Here is a 17491-nt window from a genome sequence, read left to right as displayed (position 1 = left end):
ATTACAGGTTAGCGTCCCCCGGCACCCGCGTTTTTATGCGATTCCCTAGAGCACAGCAGCTCTGGGGTTTTAGTGTTTTCCGAACCCGTCCTCACAGGTAATATCCATCTTTAGAAGCTTGTAAAGAGACTGCTTGGAAGCCTCCAGGTTTTTTTGTGCGTCTTCAATTTCAGCTATTTTAGCCGTTATGATACGTGTTTGTTCATCCTTCGAAATTCCCTGCCTGGAGATCATCGATTTAATATCCTGGATGGTAAATCCGACGGCTAAGCTATTCTTAATCACTTCAAGATAAGTAATAATCTCCGGGACATAATTCCGGTAATTATTTTCTTCTCTAAGGACATGGAGTCCGTTACTCACCCCATTGGCGACTTTCTTCCCAAATAAGAGCACCTCAGTCCGTTACGCTAAGCCAAACGCCCCTGAAGAACAACGCCCGCTTGGAAAAAAGATGTAATTTGAAGGGGGATTGCGTCTGCACCACTATTTTAAATCTGATAAGGTTCTAGCTATATATAAAAGACCGGTTTTGGCCCGCTGCTGCGGGATCAAAACCGGTCTTTTGCTGAAAGAGAAGAATTTATATGCTTCACGCTATAATTATCCTTATCTTTTTCGCTGAAACGGTACCGTCCTTTAAAAGGACGGCAATGCCGTTTCCACTTATGTTGCAAGGAATCAGTCAGCGTGGGTGCTCAGATCACACTTCTCCAGCGGGATCAGGCTGCTCTTGCGGAACCAGCCATAGCCCAGCCAGATCAGCAGGAACAGCGGCACGCTGACGTAGGAGACCAGAATGCCGTACCAATCGATCTTCGCGCCGGTGAAGGCGCCCATGTTCTGGCCGAATACGGCTACCATACACAGAGCGAAGGCAAACAGCGGACCGAACGGGAACCATCTTGCCCGGTAAGGCAGCTCCTCCAGGGAATGGCCCTGCTTCACGAAGGCCCGGCGGAAACGGTAATGGCAGACGGCAATCCCGAGCCAGTTGATGAAGCCGCACATTCCAGAAGCGTTAAGCAGCCAATTGTACACCGCGCCGTCTCCGAAGAAGGAGGCTAGGAAGGCAAGCATGCCGACAGCGGTAGTCACGAGCAGTGCGCCTACAGGAACACCTCTGCGGTTCAGCTTGCCGAGCGCGCGCGGTGCCATTCCATCCTTGGCCATGGCGTACAGGACACGGGTGGAGGCGTACATCCCGGAATTACCGGCAGACAGCACGGAACTGAGAATTACGGCATTCATTACCGAGGCGGCAATCGCCAGCCCTGCTTTGTTGAAGACGATTGTGAACGGGCTGACGCCGATATCATCAATACCGCCGCGGAGCAGATCGGGATTCGTATAAGGAATTAGCATACCGATGACGGCTATCGCGAAAATATAGAAGATTAGGATGCGCCAGAACACCTGGCGGATCGCGATCGGGACGTTGCGGCGCGGATTTTCGCTCTCCCCTGCGGCGACACCGACCAGCTCTGTTCCCTGGAAGGAGAACCCGGCGGCCATGAAGACCCCGACGAAGGCGAAGAAGCCGCCATGGAAGGAGCTGCCTCCAAGCTCAAAGTTGCTGAAGCCTACAGCTTTGCCGCCCAGAATCCCGAAGATCATCAGGACGCCGACCGTCAGGAAGACGACCACCGTAACAATTTTGATAATGGCGAACCAGTATTCCGACTCACCGTACCCTCGCGCAGACAGGAAGTTCAGGCCGAACATGAGTGCCAGGAAGAGCAGGCTCCACAGGAACGAGGGACTGTCCGGGAACCAGTACTTAATGATAACGGTGGCTGCTGACAGTTCAGCTGCTATGGTCACCGCCCAGTTGTACCAGAAGTTCCAGCCGATCGCGAAGCCGAAGGCGGGGCTGACGAACCGTGTGCCGTAGGTACTGAAGGAACCGGAATCGGGCAGATAGGTTGCCAGCTCCCCAAGGCTGGTCATCAGAAAATAGACCATAATGCCGACGGCCGTGTAGGCGAGCAGTGCTCCGCCTGGACCGGAGGAGGCAATGGCCCCGCCGCTGGCGAGGAACAATCCGGTTCCGATCGAGCCGCCGAGGGCGATCATGGTCAGATGTCTTGCTTTGAAGGATTTGCGCAGGCCCGGTGTATTGGCGCTACCCGCCTGTATTGCCGGCCGTTTAGGCTGCTGTTCTTGCATGAATAGGACACTCCCTTTAGATTGATGGTTCTGTTCACAGGGGGAGTGCTGCTGCCTGCATGTGCCGGTTCTTCTTCCCGGCGTGATGCACGCAAAAAAACCGCAGACGGACGCTGCGGTTCCTCAATATAGGCTCCGCATCATACTCCCTGTTAAGATAGCGCAACACGGTGCAGCTCCCGCAGTCTCCTGACAGGCAGTATGCACAGTGACAGTTCCGCGCCTTTCGGCAAACGGCCCCAATCGTAGCTGCGGACTAAGAGCAGCAGTTACGACTTCGGCGGATATTCCTTTGGGCGCGTATCAACGATGGCTCTTAGGCATCTCCACGCGCTTACTCTTCTTATCCGCGACCTCTACCTCATCCTAGGTATGATGAGGCTATCTTTGAACGATATGAACAACAGGAATCAGTATAATGCATACCGGCTTCTCAGGCAATGACAAAATACGGCAGGTTCACGTCAGCTCCGCCGGCGCTCTGACATCTGCTGCCAGACGGTGCCCGCCGCCTCTTCGCCGGACAGAATCCGTTCCAGCGCCATCTTGGCCTGAAGCCCGACCTCGAATTCGGGGTCTTCGGCAGCAACGCTAAGCGCGTTCTGGGCCTCAGCGGTCCCGACTTCGTAGAGGAAGCGTGCCGCCCGCCAGCGCACCAGCTTGCTGGCATCACTCAGCGACGCCGTCATCACCGGCGTCGCCGCCGGGTCGCCGATGTCGGAGAGCGTGTCCCCGGCTGTGCGCCGCACGGCCGGGGCGCTGTCCTTCATCGCCTCATAGAGCAGCTCCATCGCACCTGGCGTGCGGATGTCGCCCAGGTACACGACAGCCAATCTGCGAATCTGCAGCTTGGGGTCGTGCAGCGCTGCCCGCAGCTCCGGCAGGAGCTGCTCGCCCGGCGCCAGATCCTCCAGCGCGGCGTAGCGCACGCGCCAATCCGCATCCTGCAGGTCTCGCAGCAGCTCGGCCTGCTCTTTCTTGTGCCGCTGCTCGACGAACTCGCCGGCAGCCCCGTGCGCGATGGCCTGCTGCACGAGGGAGTCCAGGCGTTCCTGCGGATACGCCGCCTCCAGCTCCTGCTCGACCTCGCGGGCAATCTCCGGCGGCTCGCCGTAGCGCACGCCGTAATCGCTGAGCTTGCGCTCTTTGATCATCACGGCGCTGGCCACATCGGTCACCGCCTGGGTGAAGCGGCTGGAGAGGGCGATGCGCTCCTCCTTCGCGCCGGTCTTGACGCGGATCTGAATCGGGATGCCGCGGAACATCTGCACGAAGACCTGGGACTCCCCGTAGTGGGTACCGTCATTCTCATCGCCGAGACTGTACTCTGCGCTGAGGCCGTCCGCCCCGAAGCGGTTCTGGACCTCGCGCAGAATCGCTGCCCAGTCGGCACTGCCCTTGCGCTCCAGCGCAGCGAAGTCAGCGGCATGATAAATACTGGTGACGCCCGGAATCTCCAGCATCTCCTGCGCCCAGGAAGGGGCGGAGCGCCGGGACTCCGGGGTGTAGGTCCGGCGGATACCGGGGGCAAGGCTTTCGTACAGATGAAGCTTCATGGTATTTGGACTCGGTGTCGGTTCAATAAATGTAATCTTCATATGTCAGCTCCTTGGGTTAAATGGCATAAGTTCCGTCCTGCGTTACCCGCATTTTACCTCATTTGAGCAGGTGAATACAAAGGGGCGGAGACGCGGACCCGCAAAATTTTAAATATTATTGAATTAGCAACCCAAACGGGAAGTGATGCATATTTTGCAATTTTGACTTCTTGAATAATCGGGTTGTTGAGGGAATGTTGCAATTCGTGCAGGATTTCATCCTTCCTCATACCGCCCACTAGATCCGCATCATCCCTGACAAAAGAGGCCCGGACGTTTCCCGCCCAGCCATTTGGGTACAATTTGTAGTGAGCGTTCTTCAGGGTCCTGTAATTTTGCAAATGATTCTGCGGAACCCTATAGTTAAGATATGTGGTTTGCCGCCAGTCAACAGAAACGGCAAATCTGCTATAAGGAGTGGTTCTTGGTATGGCCAAAATACGTTATAACAACATCGACAATGTCAGCACCGATAAAACGCTTAAGGAATTCCGCCAATGGCGTGAGGACCGCCGCAAGAAAAAGAAGGATTACACCTATAAAGTGCCGAATCATCCGCCGCGCCTCGACTATTTGGCCGGGAACCGGCTGGAGACGACGATAACGTGGATTGGTCACTCCACTTTTTTTCTGCAATACGAAGGGCTTAATATCATCACTGACCCGATATGGGCGCGGCGGCTGGGCTTCGAGAAGCGGATCGGTCAGCCGGGCATTCCGCTCGCGGATATCCCGCCCATCGACCTGATCCTGATCTCCCATTCCCACTATGATCATCTGCATATCGCGTCCATCCGCAAGCTGTACCGGGCAGGAACAACCATTGTGGTGCCTGCCGGGCTTAAGCGCAAAATGCTCCGCAAAGGCTTCCCTAACTGCCAGGAAATGCAGTGGTGGCAGGAGATTACGCTGGGCGCCGTCAAGCTGACGTTTGTCCCGACCCAGCACTGGACGCGAAGAACGCCGTTCGATACGAATTCCTCGCACTGGGGCGGTTATGTGCTTCAGCCGTCAGACCCGCAGAAGCACCCGGAGGGGGAGGAGGGCAAGGCGCAGCATAAGCTGCTTCCGCCGAACCTCTATTTTGCCGGAGACAGCGGCTTCTTCCCGGGCTTCAAGGAGATCGGCAGACGCTTCAAGCTGCATGTGGCGCTGATGCCGATTGGTGCTTATGAACCTGAATGGTTCATGAACTCTCAGCATGTGAATCCCGAGGAGGCCGTGCAGGCCTTCCTTGATGTAGGCGCAGAGCTGATGATACCGATGCACTTCGGAACCTTCAGGCTAGCCGATGATACCGCGCGCGAAGCGCTGGACCGGATGGAGCAGGCTAGGGTGGCGCAGGGGCTTGGTGAGGAGCGTATCCATACTTTGGGCTATGGGGAGACGCTGGTTGTCCAGCCCGAGGAACGCCCGGCGGGGAAATAACACTTCTACTTAAATAAGAGCCGTAATAAGGGCCATTTTGCTTGATTTTATGCTATAATGAGCCGGAACCTAAGTGAAAAGGATGGTAATGCTTAATGATTAGCACAAGCGGCGTAACACTCCGCTACGGAAAACGCGCACTATTTGAGGACGTAAACATAAAATTCACACCCGGCAACTGTTACGGTCTGATTGGCGCGAACGGCGCCGGCAAATCGACCTTTCTAAAGATTCTGTCCGGAGAGATTGAAGCGAACATCGGCGATGTGCATATTACACCCGGTGAACGCCTGGCGATACTCAAGCAGAACCATTTCGAGTATGATGAGCATCTGGTGCTGGAGACAGTAATTATGGGCCATACCCGGCTATATGAAATTATGAAGGAGAAGGATGCTCTGTACGCTAAGAGCGACTTCACTGAAGCGGATGGACTTCGTGCGGGTGAACTTGAAGGTGAGTTCGCAGAGCTGAACGGCTGGGATGCTGAGCCTGATGCGGCTGCAATGCTGATAGGCCTTGGTATTATGCGTGAGATGCATGATAAGAAAATGGCCGAACTCAGCGGCAACGAGAAGGTCCGTGTACTGCTGGCCCAAGCTTTGTTCGGACGTCCGAACAACCTGCTGCTCGATGAGCCTACCAACCATTTGGATCTTGAATCCATTGGCTGGCTGGAGAACTTCCTCATGGACTACGAAGGCACTGTTATCGTGGTATCCCATGACCGTCACTTCCTGAACAAGGTATGCACGCATATTGCGGACATTGATTTCGGCAAAATCCAGATGTACGTCGGCAACTACGACTTCTGGTATGAGTCCAGCCAATTGGCCCAGGCCCTGCAGCGCGACTCGAACAAGAAGAAGGAAGACAAGATGAAGGAGCTGCAAGCCTTCATTCAGCGCTTCTCGGCCAACGCCTCGAAATCGAAACAGGCGACTTCGCGTAAGAAGCAGCTCGAGAAGATTACCCTGGATGACATCCGTCCGTCCAACCGTAAATACCCGTTCCTGAACTTCAAGCCGGAGCGTGAAGCCGGCAAGCAGCTGCTTACGATTAGCGGCCTGACCAAGGCTGTGGACGGCGAGAAGCTGCTGGATGAAGTCAGCTTTGTAGTCAACAAAGGAGATAAAATCGCTTTTGTAGGACCGTATTCCCAGCCTAAATCCCTGCTGTTCGATGTGATTATGGGCGAGAATGAAGCAGATGCGGGCGAGTACACTTGGGGAGTGACAACCACCCAGGCGTATTTCCCGAAGGATAACTCCAGCTACTTTGACGGGGTGAACATGAACCTGGTGGAGTGGCTGCGCCAGTATTCCAAGGATCAGGACGAAACCTTCCTGCGCGGTTTCCTGGGCCGGATGCTGTTCGCCGGCGAAGAAGCACTGAAGAAGGCAAGCGTATTGTCCGGGGGCGAGAAGGTCCGCTGTATGCTGGCCAAGATGATGCTGAACGGGGCGAACGTGCTTGTGTTCGATGAGCCTACCAATCACTTGGACCTGGAATCGATCACCGCGCTCAATAACGGCCTGATTGACTTTGACGGCACGATCCTATTCACCTCCCATGACCATCAGTTCATCCAGACGATCGCCAACCGCATCATTGAGATTACTCCGGCTGGCATCATTGACCGTACGATGAGCTATGACGAGTATCTGGAGAACCCGGAGATCAAGGAAATGCGGGCCCGGATGTACCCTGTTGAGGCTTAAGAATCAGATATAGACAGAATGAACGGTTATGAGTTCATATGAAAACGGCTGCGTCGTCCCCGGAGGGATAACGCAGCCGTTTATGTTCACAATATACAACAACCTGGAAGTCTAAGACCCGCCAGTCCGGCGGCGCTGATTGTTAGGCTTCTTGTTATTCTGGCTTTTCAGCGGCTTCGCGGAGCCGGCCTGAAAGGTTGAACCCGGTTTTCCCGAAGCATGCTGTTTCTTCTGCTCCAGCTTCTGGCGGATGGCATCAGCCAAATTAATTTTTGGTTTCTCATTGTTCTCGCTCATTATGTTACCCCCTTAGGCAGCAAGTCCTTTTCCTTATTCTAAATGTTTTTAAATGCTGCTACAAGGGCAAGAATAACTCAAAGAAAGTTTTCCTGTATTTATGCGGCAGGGATGGGGAAGAGGGGCAGAGATGACTGATATTTATGAAGATATTCGCAAGGGTGAAAAGGGTGCGCTGGTCAGTATCGCTGCATATGTGATTTTGTCCGCCTTTAAGCTGGTCTGCGGCTACCTGTTCGCCTCCAGTGCACTCCTGGCAGACGGTTTCAACAATCTAACCGATATTGTGGCCTCGCTGGCTGTGCTGATCGGGCTGCGCATCTCCCGGAAGCCGCCGGATTCCGATCATACCTACGGGCATTTCCGGGCCGAGACGATTGCGGCGCTGATGGCCTCTTTTATTATGGCGCTGGTGGGCATTCAGGTTATTGTGGAGGCGGTGCGTTCGCTGTTCGGGGGGGAGAAGGCCACGCCGCAGCTCTGGTCTGCCGGTGTTGCGCTGGTGTGTGCCGTAGCGATGATGGGGGTATATATATATAACAAGCGCCTGGCCGAGCAAATTAATAACCATGCGCTGATGGCTGCTGCTAAGGATAATTTCTCGGATGCTATTGTAAGCGTAGGGGCCGCAATAGGGATTGTAGGAGCGCAGTTCGGACTGCCGTGGATCGATTCGGCGGCTGCCATCGGAGTCGGCTTGCTGATTATCAAGACAGCCTGGGATATTTTCCGTGATTCCACGTACCGCCTCACTGACGGCTTTGACGAAGATAAGCTGCTGGACCTGCGCAGCACCATTGCCCGGACACCAGGTGTGGAGGGCATCAAGGATTTGAAGGCCCGTGTACACGGCAATCATGTACTGGTGGATGTAGTCGTGGAGGTGAATGCCCGCATGACGGTCATGGAAGGGCATGAGATCAGCGACTCGATTGAAGAGCGGATGACCAAGCTGCATAACATCATGCATGTGCAAGTTCACGTGGAGCCCAAGGATTAACATTCCATGATTTCTCCTAGTTAGCTGTAATTTCCACCAAATCCAAGGAGGAATCGCGACTATAGACCTGTATGTTACCATAAGATGGAAAGGTTTTTTGTGAAATTTGGAGCATGTTCCAAATCCCGGGCCAGCCTATAATGAGGGCAGAAAGCAACAAACGTAGCGCGCGACGTTGTTGAATTTCTTAATACGTTAAGCGGGGGAACGCTATGATCGTATCACGCAAGAAATTTACAGCATCGCTATGGGTTTCCGCTTCACTGGCATTATCCTTGGGAGTGTTCAGTCCGGGACAGGTCTTCGCTGCAACTGATTCTTCGATTACAATGCTGGCGGCGTCCACCGGGCAGACTGGCATCATTGAAGCTTCAGTCCGGCTGCGTACAGATCCGTCTACCAGCAGTACGGTACTGAAATATCTTAATAAAGGCGATCAGGTAGTTATTCTGGAAGCTGCGAACAGCTACTGGTACAAAGTAAGAACTGCAGAGGGAATTGTGGGGTATATGAGCTCGGGAGATTCCTATATCCGGTTGGCTACGGTTTCTGCACCTGCGTCCCGGACAGCGGTGATTCAGGCCACAGTCCGTGTAAGGGAGACCCCTGCAACCAGCGGTCAAGTGGTTGGATATCTCTATAAGAATGACCAGGTAACCATTCTTGAAGAGACTAACAGCTATTGGTACAAAATAAAAACGGCAAATGGGACGGTGGGTTATACAAGCTCATCCGATCAATATATTTCAGCGGGCGCTTCATCGCCGTCTGCTCCAGCCACTCCAGCTCCAACACCGGTACCTGTTCAGACACCGGCGCCTGTTCAGACACCGGCGCCTGTTCCAACACCAGCACCGGTACCTGTACCTACAGCCGGGCAGACGGCTGTGATTGAACGTGTGATCGCAGCGGGGATGGGCTATCTGGGGACGCCATATGAATTTGGCTCCAGCCGTAATGATACGAGTACCTTCGACTGCTCGGATTTCATCCGCCAGATCTTCATGGATGCAGCGGACTTGAAGCTGCCTGCCGATTCCCGGCAGCAAGGGGACTGGGTCAAGCAGAACAGTGGTGTAGTTACGGATGTATCCGGCTTGAAGCGCGGCGATTTGATGTTCTTCATGGATTATAAAGGAACTTCTCCCTCTGCGTATGCCGGAATCAATAAGTATACGGCAAGAATTACACATGTCGCCATGTATTTGGGTGACGGGAAGCTGCTGCATACCTATTCAGTAAGCTCCGGCGGTGTAAGAGTAGATAATCTTAGCGCTTCTTGGATGAACCGTTTCCTGTACGGAGGCTCGGTCATCCGCTAATATATACAGCTAGGACAGCAAGAAGCGACAGGCAGTACAAGTTTGTGACGGGTGAACTACAAGCGGGTGTATGTCGGGGTTATCCCTTCAGTAGAATCTTCTACTGAAGGGATAACCCTTTTTATTGTCATTAGACACAAAAAAAAGGCCGTTTGGATTGGCGTCCACGGGCCTTGTCAGGGTACACCGGTTGAGTCATAGCTGCAGCATATGAGTGGAGCAGCTATGACTCTTATGTGTCGAGTCGCTTATGGATTGATTACGTATGCGGAGGAAGGAACCTTGATCCATGCTTTACCCAGCCAAGTGTAGACTTCTCTCCATTCGTTGCCCATTGCGTCAGTCATAATCACACCAGTAGTATCAACAGTCTGTGCACTCAGCCAACCAGCAGGGGTTGCCATGCTTCCCATAGAAAGATGGAATGCTGTGATCTTGGTCAGAATGATCTGAGGAGTTGCCGGCTTGATGTCAGCTGGCGTAATGACCGGAGCTGCCGGATTCAGGTAAGTCGCTCCGGTTACAGTAGTTACTGCATCAGAAGAAGTGGTTTTGGTAGTTGCTGTTGTCCCTGTTGTTACCTCAGCCGCAGAAGCTGTTGCTGCCAAGGAAGCCATAAGACCCATTGCTACTGTTAAACTGGCTAATTTTTTCATCGATGATTCCTCCTAGGTATGTTGGTGTGATTTTCTATGTTCATGCTGTGCTAATATGGATGTAAACATAATTTGCATTGAATGAACCAGCGTAAGCAAGAAATTTTATTCTTCTTGTCCAGCTTGACGGGTGACGCTTCATTCCGGTCAGAATCACCGATGACAATCTGAGCGGAAAGGCCTATACTTTTTGAAGGGCAGCAAGAAGCCCGGAGGTTTCCTGACGGAGACCTCCGGGCCTTGAGCACTGCCTGGCCGGCAGTTAATGGTATGCTTGCCTACATTGATCGTCCCCTGCGTCCCATAAAGAGTGAGACCACGAAGAGGATCAGGAAGATGTAGAACAATACTTTGGCGATGCCGACGGCTGCCGCCACAATGTTGAAGAATCCGAAGATACCGGCAATCAGGGCCACTACCAGCAGAATTATAGACCATCTTAGCATGAGATGTCATCCTTTCTGTGCATTGATGTAATCATTGTTTAAACGGGGCTTATCCATTTGAAACAGGGAGGAAAGGAAGAGGATTCCAGGGACTTGGCCTTTGTTTCGGCCGAATTCTGTAAGGGTAACTATGCAGTATCACACAGGGTAAACTGACAATTTAAACACTTTGGAAGGGGTTATCCACTATGATCATTGAACTTAGCGTAGCACTGGCTGCTATTGCCTTTGCAGTACTCGTATTCTTCTTAATCAAAACCTTGAAATCAGCGAAGGACTCGCTCGACAAGGTCAGCCAGACGCTGCAGGAGGTTCAGAAGACTATCGATGAGCTTACCTATGAAGTGAAAACAACAGTCCGGCATGCCAATGACATCACTGCCGATGTCCAGGGCAAAATTCAGAAGATTGACCCGATCGTGGATTCCGTGAAGAATCTGGGCGATGTCATGAACGAGCTGACATTGACCGTGAAGCAGGTATCGGTAACGGTAATCGAGAAATTCCGTAAATCACGTGAACTGAAGGATAAGGCAAAATCCGTATCTATCGCAGAAGCCCCGTTAACACCAGCCGAGGAGAGAACTGTACAATCCTATGAGGCAGTGAGTTCAAGCAAATCTAAGGGCAAGGTTGCTACAGCCCTCAAAGGCGTGGATGCAGCCGCCGCGATCTGGCAGAAATTCCGCCACTAATACCTTGATGGAATGATATACGGCGGTGCACAGGACGGGGCAATACCAGCTCATGAAAGGCGGGAACCCTTATGAAAATGGTTATTCTCTTGCTTAGTCTTCTTGCTCCCTTCATATCTGCACCGCCGCAAGGAGAGACGGTTTCGCCCGCTCCCGGTACTGCCGCACAGCTGCCGGCAATGTTCGCCTACGAGCATAGCGCAGTTGCCGATCCCTACATAAGCAGCTTCGATTCCTTGTCCGGTATTAGCTTATATATGACGGAAAAGGAGCTGCTGCAGGCCAAGGGAACGCCTCAGCAGATTGCAGAAGATCCTTGGGCGGGCTGCCTTGAATATCAATATGCCGATATCTCGGCGGGAGTATGCGGCAGTGTGGTCCTCTATGTACATGCTTCGCCTGCTCAGGCAGGGCAATACGGTCTGAGCCTTAACGGGCAGGTGCTCCATCCGCAGACTATGAACGTGCAGGATATGCTGGGAACGCCTGATTTTGAAGCTGAGGATGGGGATGTTTATATTAGAGGAGAGGCCGCGCTCAAGATCTACCGGAATATGGAGAGCGGCGAATGGGACGGCTTGGATTTGTTCGATGCTTATTCCTTCTGAAGCTGATTCAAGTTCGGCGATTTTGGTTAATGAAGGGTCAGTCATCTATACCGGTGGCTAGGCCTTATTCATTATGAAGGAGAGTGATTTCATGGATTCAACTGGTACACAGGCTTATGCCAAGCTGCTGGAGAACAGCGTTCAGGCAATAGAAGAAGTGAATCGGCTCCGTAGCAGCGGCTACACCAGAGAGGATCTTTATGTGATCAGTCATGATGAAGACCGCGAAGGACGTATCGTAGACGCCGCAGATTCTAATGAAGTGGGGCTGAGCGAAGAAGGGCTGTTCGGTGCCATTGCCAACCTCTTCCGTTCGCGTGGCGACGCTTTACGCTTCAAGATTACTTCACTGGGCTTCAGCGCAGCGGAGGCGGCCTTTTATGAGAAAGAGCTTGATACAGGCAAGGTTCTGGTCATTGCCAAAAGAAACCCACAATAATCGCGGGTCAGCTTCGTTGACCTCAATAGTACAATAGCGTAACCTCCAGTCCCACTAGTATGTAGTGGAGCTGGAGGTTACTTTGTTGAAGCCGGAACCTGTTTTATGCCAATATCTAGCTGGATGGTAACAGGCCGTATAAATATCGTATGATAGAACGATAGAGTTGCGGGTTCATAGTCTTAACACTATTCGCGTGAGGTGAAGAAGCTTGAGAATATTAATCGTAGACGACAATCCTACCAATGTAATTATTATCCGTGAGATCCTCAAGAAGGAAGATTACCGGAATTTCATAACGGCTTCGTCCGCTATAGATATGTTGAAGCTGCTCGGCGTCGGTGCAGGGGAAGAGAACGCACAGCCCCGTCCATCCGATGTGGACCTGATTCTGCTGGATATGATGATGCCGGAAATGGATGGGATTGAAGCCTGCCGTGTGGTTCAGCAATACGAGCATCTGAAGGATATTCCTATTATTATGGTTACGGCTGTAGGTGACTCTAAGAAGCTCGCCGAGGCGCTGGATGCCGGAGCGGTGGATTATGTGACGAAGCCGATCAACAAGGTGGAGCTGATGGCCCGTATCCGCTTGGCGCTGCGGCTGAAGCGCGAGAAGGACTGGCATAAGGAGCGGGACCAGCGGATACAGGATGAACTGAAGCTGGCTGCCCTGGTGCAGAATGCGGTACTCAGTCTGCCGCTGGCCGAGGAGACCTTGGAGGTGCATGCCATCTATCAGCCTTCCTTCGAGCTGGCCGGAGATCTGTATGCGTGGTATCCGCTGGGAGACGGGCGTTATGCTGTCATTCTGCTGGATATGATGGGCCACGGTATCTCGTCTTCCCTGTTCTGCATGTTCCTGGCCTCTGTACTGAAGGATACCGTAACTACGTATGTGGAGCCGGAGAAAGTCATTCAGGAGCTGAACAGACGGTTTAACCAGCTCTATATTGAGAAGCAGCTGGTTCAGTATTATTTCACGGCTATTTATCTTGTCATTGATACCCGCATGAAGCGGATTAATTATGTGAATGCCGGGCATCCGCCGGCGCTGTTCTTTGAAGGGGACGCTAAGACCCCGGTACTGCTTGAGAGCAACTGCCACCCTGTCGGACTGTTTGACCGGATCGATATCCAGCAGCAGAGCCTGAGCTATGAGGATGAGGGGCACCTGGTGCTGTTCACGGACGGCCTCTTGGAGATGGTGGAGGGCGGTCAGGAGGAGCAGCTGCAATTCATGATCGGACATTTGAATACCACGCATGACTGGCAGGAAGACCTGGTGCGCGCTGCATTCCTGAGCGAGCCTGTTAACGCGGACCGGGATGACGATAAATGCCTAGTCTGGATCTCGCTGAAGAAAGGAACCGATAAGGAATGAAGATAAAGGCTAAACTGCTGATCGGATTCAGTGCTATGCTGGCGATTATGCTTGCACTGACCCTGATCGGCTATGACAGGCTTCATTATATGAGCAGTCAGCTGGACAGCTACCAGGAGAGATACAGCAAGGGCCGGGCTTCGTCGGGACTTCGCGGGGAAGTGAACGACATGGCACGGATATTGACTACTTCCATGCTTAATGCCGATACTGTAACCCTGGAAGCGCAGAAGGCTGAGATTGACAGCAAGGTCCTCAAGTCTGCAGAGCATCTTAAGAACATTAAGGCCTCGCTGAAGACGGCAGAGGAACTCCAAATACTATCCCGGATTGAGAACTCCTATTCGGCTTATCTGAAATATCAGGACAAGGCTCTGGAGATGCTGAGCGCCGGATACTTTCAGAATGCCAACACCTACCGCAACGCAGAAGGGCAGGACGTTCAGAACGAGGTGCTGAACAGTCTGAATGCGTTGTCTGATTATAATGCCTTCCGCATGACTGAGGAGACTGCCAATGCCCAGGAGGCGTCGAACAGATCGATTCAGATGGTCACCCTGATTATGGTCTTGGGGCTGCTGCTTGGGCTGGGTGTCATTCTGTGGGTGATACCGAGTATCACGCGCGGCCTAAGTGTCGTGTCCATGATGATTACCAGCTTCGGCAATGGAAAAATGCGGGCGATCCGCCGGATCAAGGTGAAGTCCAAGGATGAGATTGGTGATGTAGCGCGGGTATTCCAGCGGATGGCCGAGGATATTGAGCAGAAGCAGGAGCTGGAGAGATCCTATTCCCAGGCACAGAGTGATCAGGCTTGGCTGAATGCCAATATTGCCCGGATTACGGAGCTGCTGCGCGGTGTCAGCTCGCTGGATCAGGTATCCCAGACCTTCATCAGTGAGTTCTCACCTGTGCTGGGAGCGCAGTATGGTGCCGTCTATCTGAAAAGCCAGGACAATCCGAATCTGCTGGTCAGCAGCGCCTTCTATGCCGGGGAGGAGGGGGTTTCGCCCAAGGAGAGCTTCGAGATAGGTCAGGGGCTAATCGGGCAGAGCGCCTTGGATAAGCTGCCGATCAAGCTGACGGAGGCGCCTGACAACTATATCTCCGTATCTTCGGGATTCGGGGAGGCGCATCCGAGTTATATTTCCATTCACCCTCTATTATTCGAGGATGAGGTGCTGGGTGTTGTAGAGTTCGCTTCCTTCACGCCGTTCTCGGTGCTGCAGAATGAACTGCTCCATCAGCTCTCCAGTAATCTGGGGATTATTCTGAACAACATCAGCCGCAGGCTTGTGGTTGAGGAATTGCTGCGCGAATCGCAGGCGCTGACCGAAGAGCTGCAATGCCAGTCGGAGGAGCTGCAGACCCAGCAGGAGGAGCTGCGCCGCTCCAACGAGAACCTGGAGGAGCAGACAGATGCTCTGAAGCGCTCGGAGGAGCTGCTCCAGCGTCAGCAGGAAGAGCTGGAGCATTATAATACAGAGCTGGTCTCCAAGACCCGTGCGCTGCAGGATCAGGTGCAGGAGGTTGAAGAGAAGAAGGATGAAATTGAGCATGCCCGTATGCAGCTGGAGAAGCAGGCTAAGCAGCTTGCGGTAACCAGCAAATACAAATCCGAGTTTCTGGCCAATATGTCCCATGAGCTGCGCACCCCGCTGAACAGCCTGCTCATTCTCTCCCAGCTCCTTACGGAGAATAAGGAGGGCAATCTGAGTGAGAAGCAGGTAGAATTCGCCCATACTATCTATATGTCAGGTGCAGATCTGCTTAAGATGATTGATGAGATTCTCGATCTGTCCAAGGTTGATGCCGGCAAAATGGAGCTGAATCATGAAGAGATTCCGCTGATTGAGCTAAAGACCTTCGTGAAGCAGAACTTTGCTCCGCTGGCCGCGAAGAAGGGGCTGTCGCTGCGCCTGTCCTTTGACGAGCCGCTGCCGGACAGTGTATATAGCGACAGTCACAGACTGAAGCAGATTCTGCGCAACCTGTTGTCCAATGCCTTCAAATTCACCAGCGAAGGCTATGTGGAGTTCTCTGTCAGCCGTGCGGACGTCAAGCGACTGCCTGCCTATCTGCCGCATGATTATGATTATATTGCGATATCCGTCAAGGATAGCGGAATCGGTATCCCGTCAGATAAAATGGATATCGTCTTCGAGGCGTTCCAGCAGGTTGACGGAACGACGAGCCGCAAATATGGCGGCACGGGGCTTGGCCTCTCGATCAGCCGCGAATTAGCCCGCCTGATGGGCGGAGCGATCGGACTGGAGTCCCGTGAAGGGCAAGGAAGTATATTTACACTGTATCTGCCGGTCCAGGGGAACTTCAGCCTGCTGCCGGGAGCAATCGAAGCCGCACCTGCCGGCGAGCCTGCGCAGCTTGAGGAATACCGTGAGGAACTGCCATGGAATGTGGCAGGGGATATCGCGCCTACACCTGCTACGCCTGTAGTTGTTGAAGATGACCGTGATTCTCTGGCCAGCGGCGACAAGGTGCTGCTGATTGTTGAGGATGACGAGAGCTTTGCCAAGATCCTGCTGAGCATGGCCCGCGGGCGCGGTTTCAAGGGACTGGTAGCCCTGCAGGGCGATATCGGCCTGCAGATGGCCAAGACCCTGCTGCCGGATGCAATCATTCTCGACATCCAGTTGCCTGTCCTGGACGGCTGGTCGATTCTGAGGGAGCTGAAGAGCGACTCCCAGACACGCCATATTCCGGTGCATGTGATCTCTGTGAATGATGAGATGAAGCAGGGGCTCATGATGGGAGCGATGGCCTATCTCAGAAAGCCGTCCTCGCGTGAAGCGCTGGACCGGGCCTTCTCGCAGATTGAGAACTACACCGCCAGCACGATGAAGCATCTCTTGATTGTCGAGGACGACGATATTCAGCGACGCTCCATCGAGGAGCTTATCGGTCATGACGATGTAGTGATTACGGCGGTGTCTTCAGGCCAAGAGGCTCTGAATGAACTGCACAAGCAGAGATATGACTGTATGGTGCTTGATCTGATGCTGGATGATATGACCGGCTTCGAGCTGCTGGATCAGATCCGCGACGATGAGGAGCTGAACGATCTGCCGATTATTATTTATACCGGCAAGGATCTGGACAGCAAGGAAGAGACCAAGCTGCGCAAATATGCGGAATCCATCATCATCAAGGATGTCCGCTCGCCGGAACGGCTTTTGGATGAGACCACGCTGTTCATGCACAGGGTAGAAGCAAATCTGCCGGAGGATAAGCGTAAAATCCTGCAAAAGCTGCACAATAAAGAGGAGCTGTTTGACGGCAAAAAAATTCTGCTTGTCGATGATGATATCCGCAACGTCTTTGCCCTCTCCAGTGTGCTCGAAGGCTATCACATGGAAGTGAAATTTGCCGAGAACGGCCGCGAGGCCATCGACATGCTTGTCGAACAGAGTGATTATGACCTCGTGCTGATGGACATGATGATGCCGGAGATGGACGGATATGAAGCTATGCGCCGCATCCGGCAGATGCCGCAGTACCAGAAATTGCCGATTATCGCCCTCACAGCCAAGGCCATGAAGGAGGACCGGGCCAAGTGTATTGAAGCCGGAGCCTCTGATTATATGAAGAAACCGATCAGCACAGATCAGCTTCTTTCGTTAATGCGTGTCTGGTTGTATTCGTAAGGGCGATTTCAGGGTAATAGCTATACAGCAGGTTCAAACCGCGTACGGAAATAAGGCTCAGGC

The 17491-nt window shown here is 53.0% G+C and carries 15 protein-coding genes and 1 riboswitch; of the genes, 9 read left to right on the top strand and 6 right to left on the bottom strand.

What is annotated here, in order from left to right; genetic code table 11:
- Window positions 1-69 precede the first annotated feature (69 nt).
- The 3 genes from MKZ07_RS18780 to MKZ07_RS18770 form a co-directional block, all read right to left on the bottom strand.
- Window positions 70-285: a MerR family DNA-binding protein gene (locus MKZ07_RS18780; protein ID WP_076159764.1), complete on the bottom strand. Its 216-nt coding sequence runs from the start codon at window positions 283-285 to the stop codon at window positions 70-72.
- A 396-nt stretch (window positions 286-681) separates the two neighbouring features.
- Window positions 682-2169, bottom strand: coding sequence for an amino acid permease (locus MKZ07_RS18775; protein ID WP_051493461.1), 1488 nt, complete (start codon window positions 2167-2169; stop codon window positions 682-684).
- A 150-nt stretch (window positions 2170-2319) separates the two neighbouring features.
- Window positions 2320-2536: riboswitch (Lysine riboswitch) on the bottom strand.
- A 97-nt stretch (window positions 2537-2633) separates the two neighbouring features.
- Complete coding sequence (locus MKZ07_RS18770; RefSeq protein WP_341027105.1) at window positions 2634-3767, bottom strand: conserved virulence factor C family protein; 1134 nt, start codon at window positions 3765-3767, stop codon at window positions 2634-2636.
- A gap of 429 nt (window positions 3768-4196) precedes the next feature.
- Between MKZ07_RS18770 and MKZ07_RS18765 the strand changes: the two genes are divergently transcribed.
- Window positions 4197-5195: an MBL fold metallo-hydrolase gene (locus tag MKZ07_RS18765; protein ID WP_341027103.1), complete on the top strand. Its 999-nt coding sequence runs from the start codon at window positions 4197-4199 to the stop codon at window positions 5193-5195.
- 95 nt (window positions 5196-5290) lie between these two features.
- On the top strand, window positions 5291-6916 hold the full coding sequence (locus tag MKZ07_RS18760; RefSeq protein ID WP_036694960.1) for an ABC-F family ATP-binding cassette domain-containing protein: 1626 nt from the start codon (window positions 5291-5293) through the stop codon (window positions 6914-6916).
- A gap of 111 nt (window positions 6917-7027) precedes the next feature.
- Here MKZ07_RS18760 and MKZ07_RS18755 read toward each other — a convergent pair whose 3' ends face one another.
- A complete protein-coding gene (locus MKZ07_RS18755) occupies window positions 7028-7213 on the bottom strand; it encodes a hypothetical protein (protein WP_036694961.1) in 186 nt (61 codons plus the stop codon).
- A 130-nt stretch (window positions 7214-7343) separates the two neighbouring features.
- Between MKZ07_RS18755 and MKZ07_RS18750 the strand changes: the two genes are divergently transcribed.
- Window positions 7344-8213: a cation diffusion facilitator family transporter gene (locus tag MKZ07_RS18750; protein ID WP_036694962.1), complete on the top strand. Its 870-nt coding sequence runs from the start codon at window positions 7344-7346 to the stop codon at window positions 8211-8213.
- Between the two features lie 212 nt (window positions 8214-8425).
- Window positions 8426-9535, top strand: a complete 1110-nt coding sequence (locus tag MKZ07_RS18745) for a C40 family peptidase (RefSeq protein WP_036694963.1) — start codon at window positions 8426-8428, stop codon at window positions 9533-9535.
- A 248-nt stretch (window positions 9536-9783) separates the two neighbouring features.
- Here the strand turns inward: MKZ07_RS18745 and MKZ07_RS18740 are convergent, their stop codons facing one another.
- Window positions 9784-10191 (bottom strand): hypothetical protein, encoded by a 408-nt coding sequence (locus tag MKZ07_RS18740; protein WP_036694964.1) that lies wholly within the window; start codon window positions 10189-10191, stop codon window positions 9784-9786.
- A gap of 278 nt (window positions 10192-10469) precedes the next feature.
- Window positions 10470-10637 carry a DUF1328 domain-containing protein gene (locus MKZ07_RS18735; RefSeq protein WP_036694965.1) on the bottom strand — a complete coding sequence of 56 codons (168 nt, stop codon included), beginning with the start codon at window positions 10635-10637 and terminating at the stop codon, window positions 10470-10472.
- 188 nt (window positions 10638-10825) lie between these two features.
- On the opposite strand from MKZ07_RS18735, the gene MKZ07_RS18730 reads away from it, so the two are divergent.
- From MKZ07_RS18730 to MKZ07_RS18710, 5 genes are all read left to right on the top strand, one after another.
- Entirely contained in the window at window positions 10826-11332 is a 507-nt protein-coding gene (locus MKZ07_RS18730; protein WP_036694967.1) for a DUF948 domain-containing protein, read from the top strand.
- Between the two features lie 71 nt (window positions 11333-11403).
- Complete coding sequence (locus tag MKZ07_RS18725; RefSeq protein ID WP_036694968.1) at window positions 11404-11940, top strand: hypothetical protein; 537 nt, start codon at window positions 11404-11406, stop codon at window positions 11938-11940.
- 91 nt (window positions 11941-12031) lie between these two features.
- Window positions 12032-12379 (top strand): general stress protein, encoded by a 348-nt coding sequence (locus tag MKZ07_RS18720; protein WP_341027096.1) that lies wholly within the window; start codon window positions 12032-12034, stop codon window positions 12377-12379.
- Between the two features lie 211 nt (window positions 12380-12590).
- Window positions 12591-13763 (top strand): PP2C family protein-serine/threonine phosphatase, encoded by a 1173-nt coding sequence (locus tag MKZ07_RS18715; RefSeq protein WP_036694970.1) that lies wholly within the window; start codon window positions 12591-12593, stop codon window positions 13761-13763.
- Window positions 13760-17428: a response regulator gene (locus tag MKZ07_RS18710; protein WP_341027094.1), complete on the top strand. Its 3669-nt coding sequence runs from the start codon at window positions 13760-13762 to the stop codon at window positions 17426-17428. The genes MKZ07_RS18715 and MKZ07_RS18710 overlap by 4 nt, the downstream gene beginning before the upstream one ends.
- Window positions 17429-17491: the final 63 nt, after the last annotated feature.

The organism is Paenibacillus sp. FSL P4-0338, assembly GCF_038002365.1.
Lineage (GTDB): Bacteria > Bacillota > Bacilli > Paenibacillales > Paenibacillaceae > Paenibacillus_AQ.
Note: the sequence above shows the minus strand (reverse complement) of the source record. Positions and strands in the feature narration are given on the sequence as shown.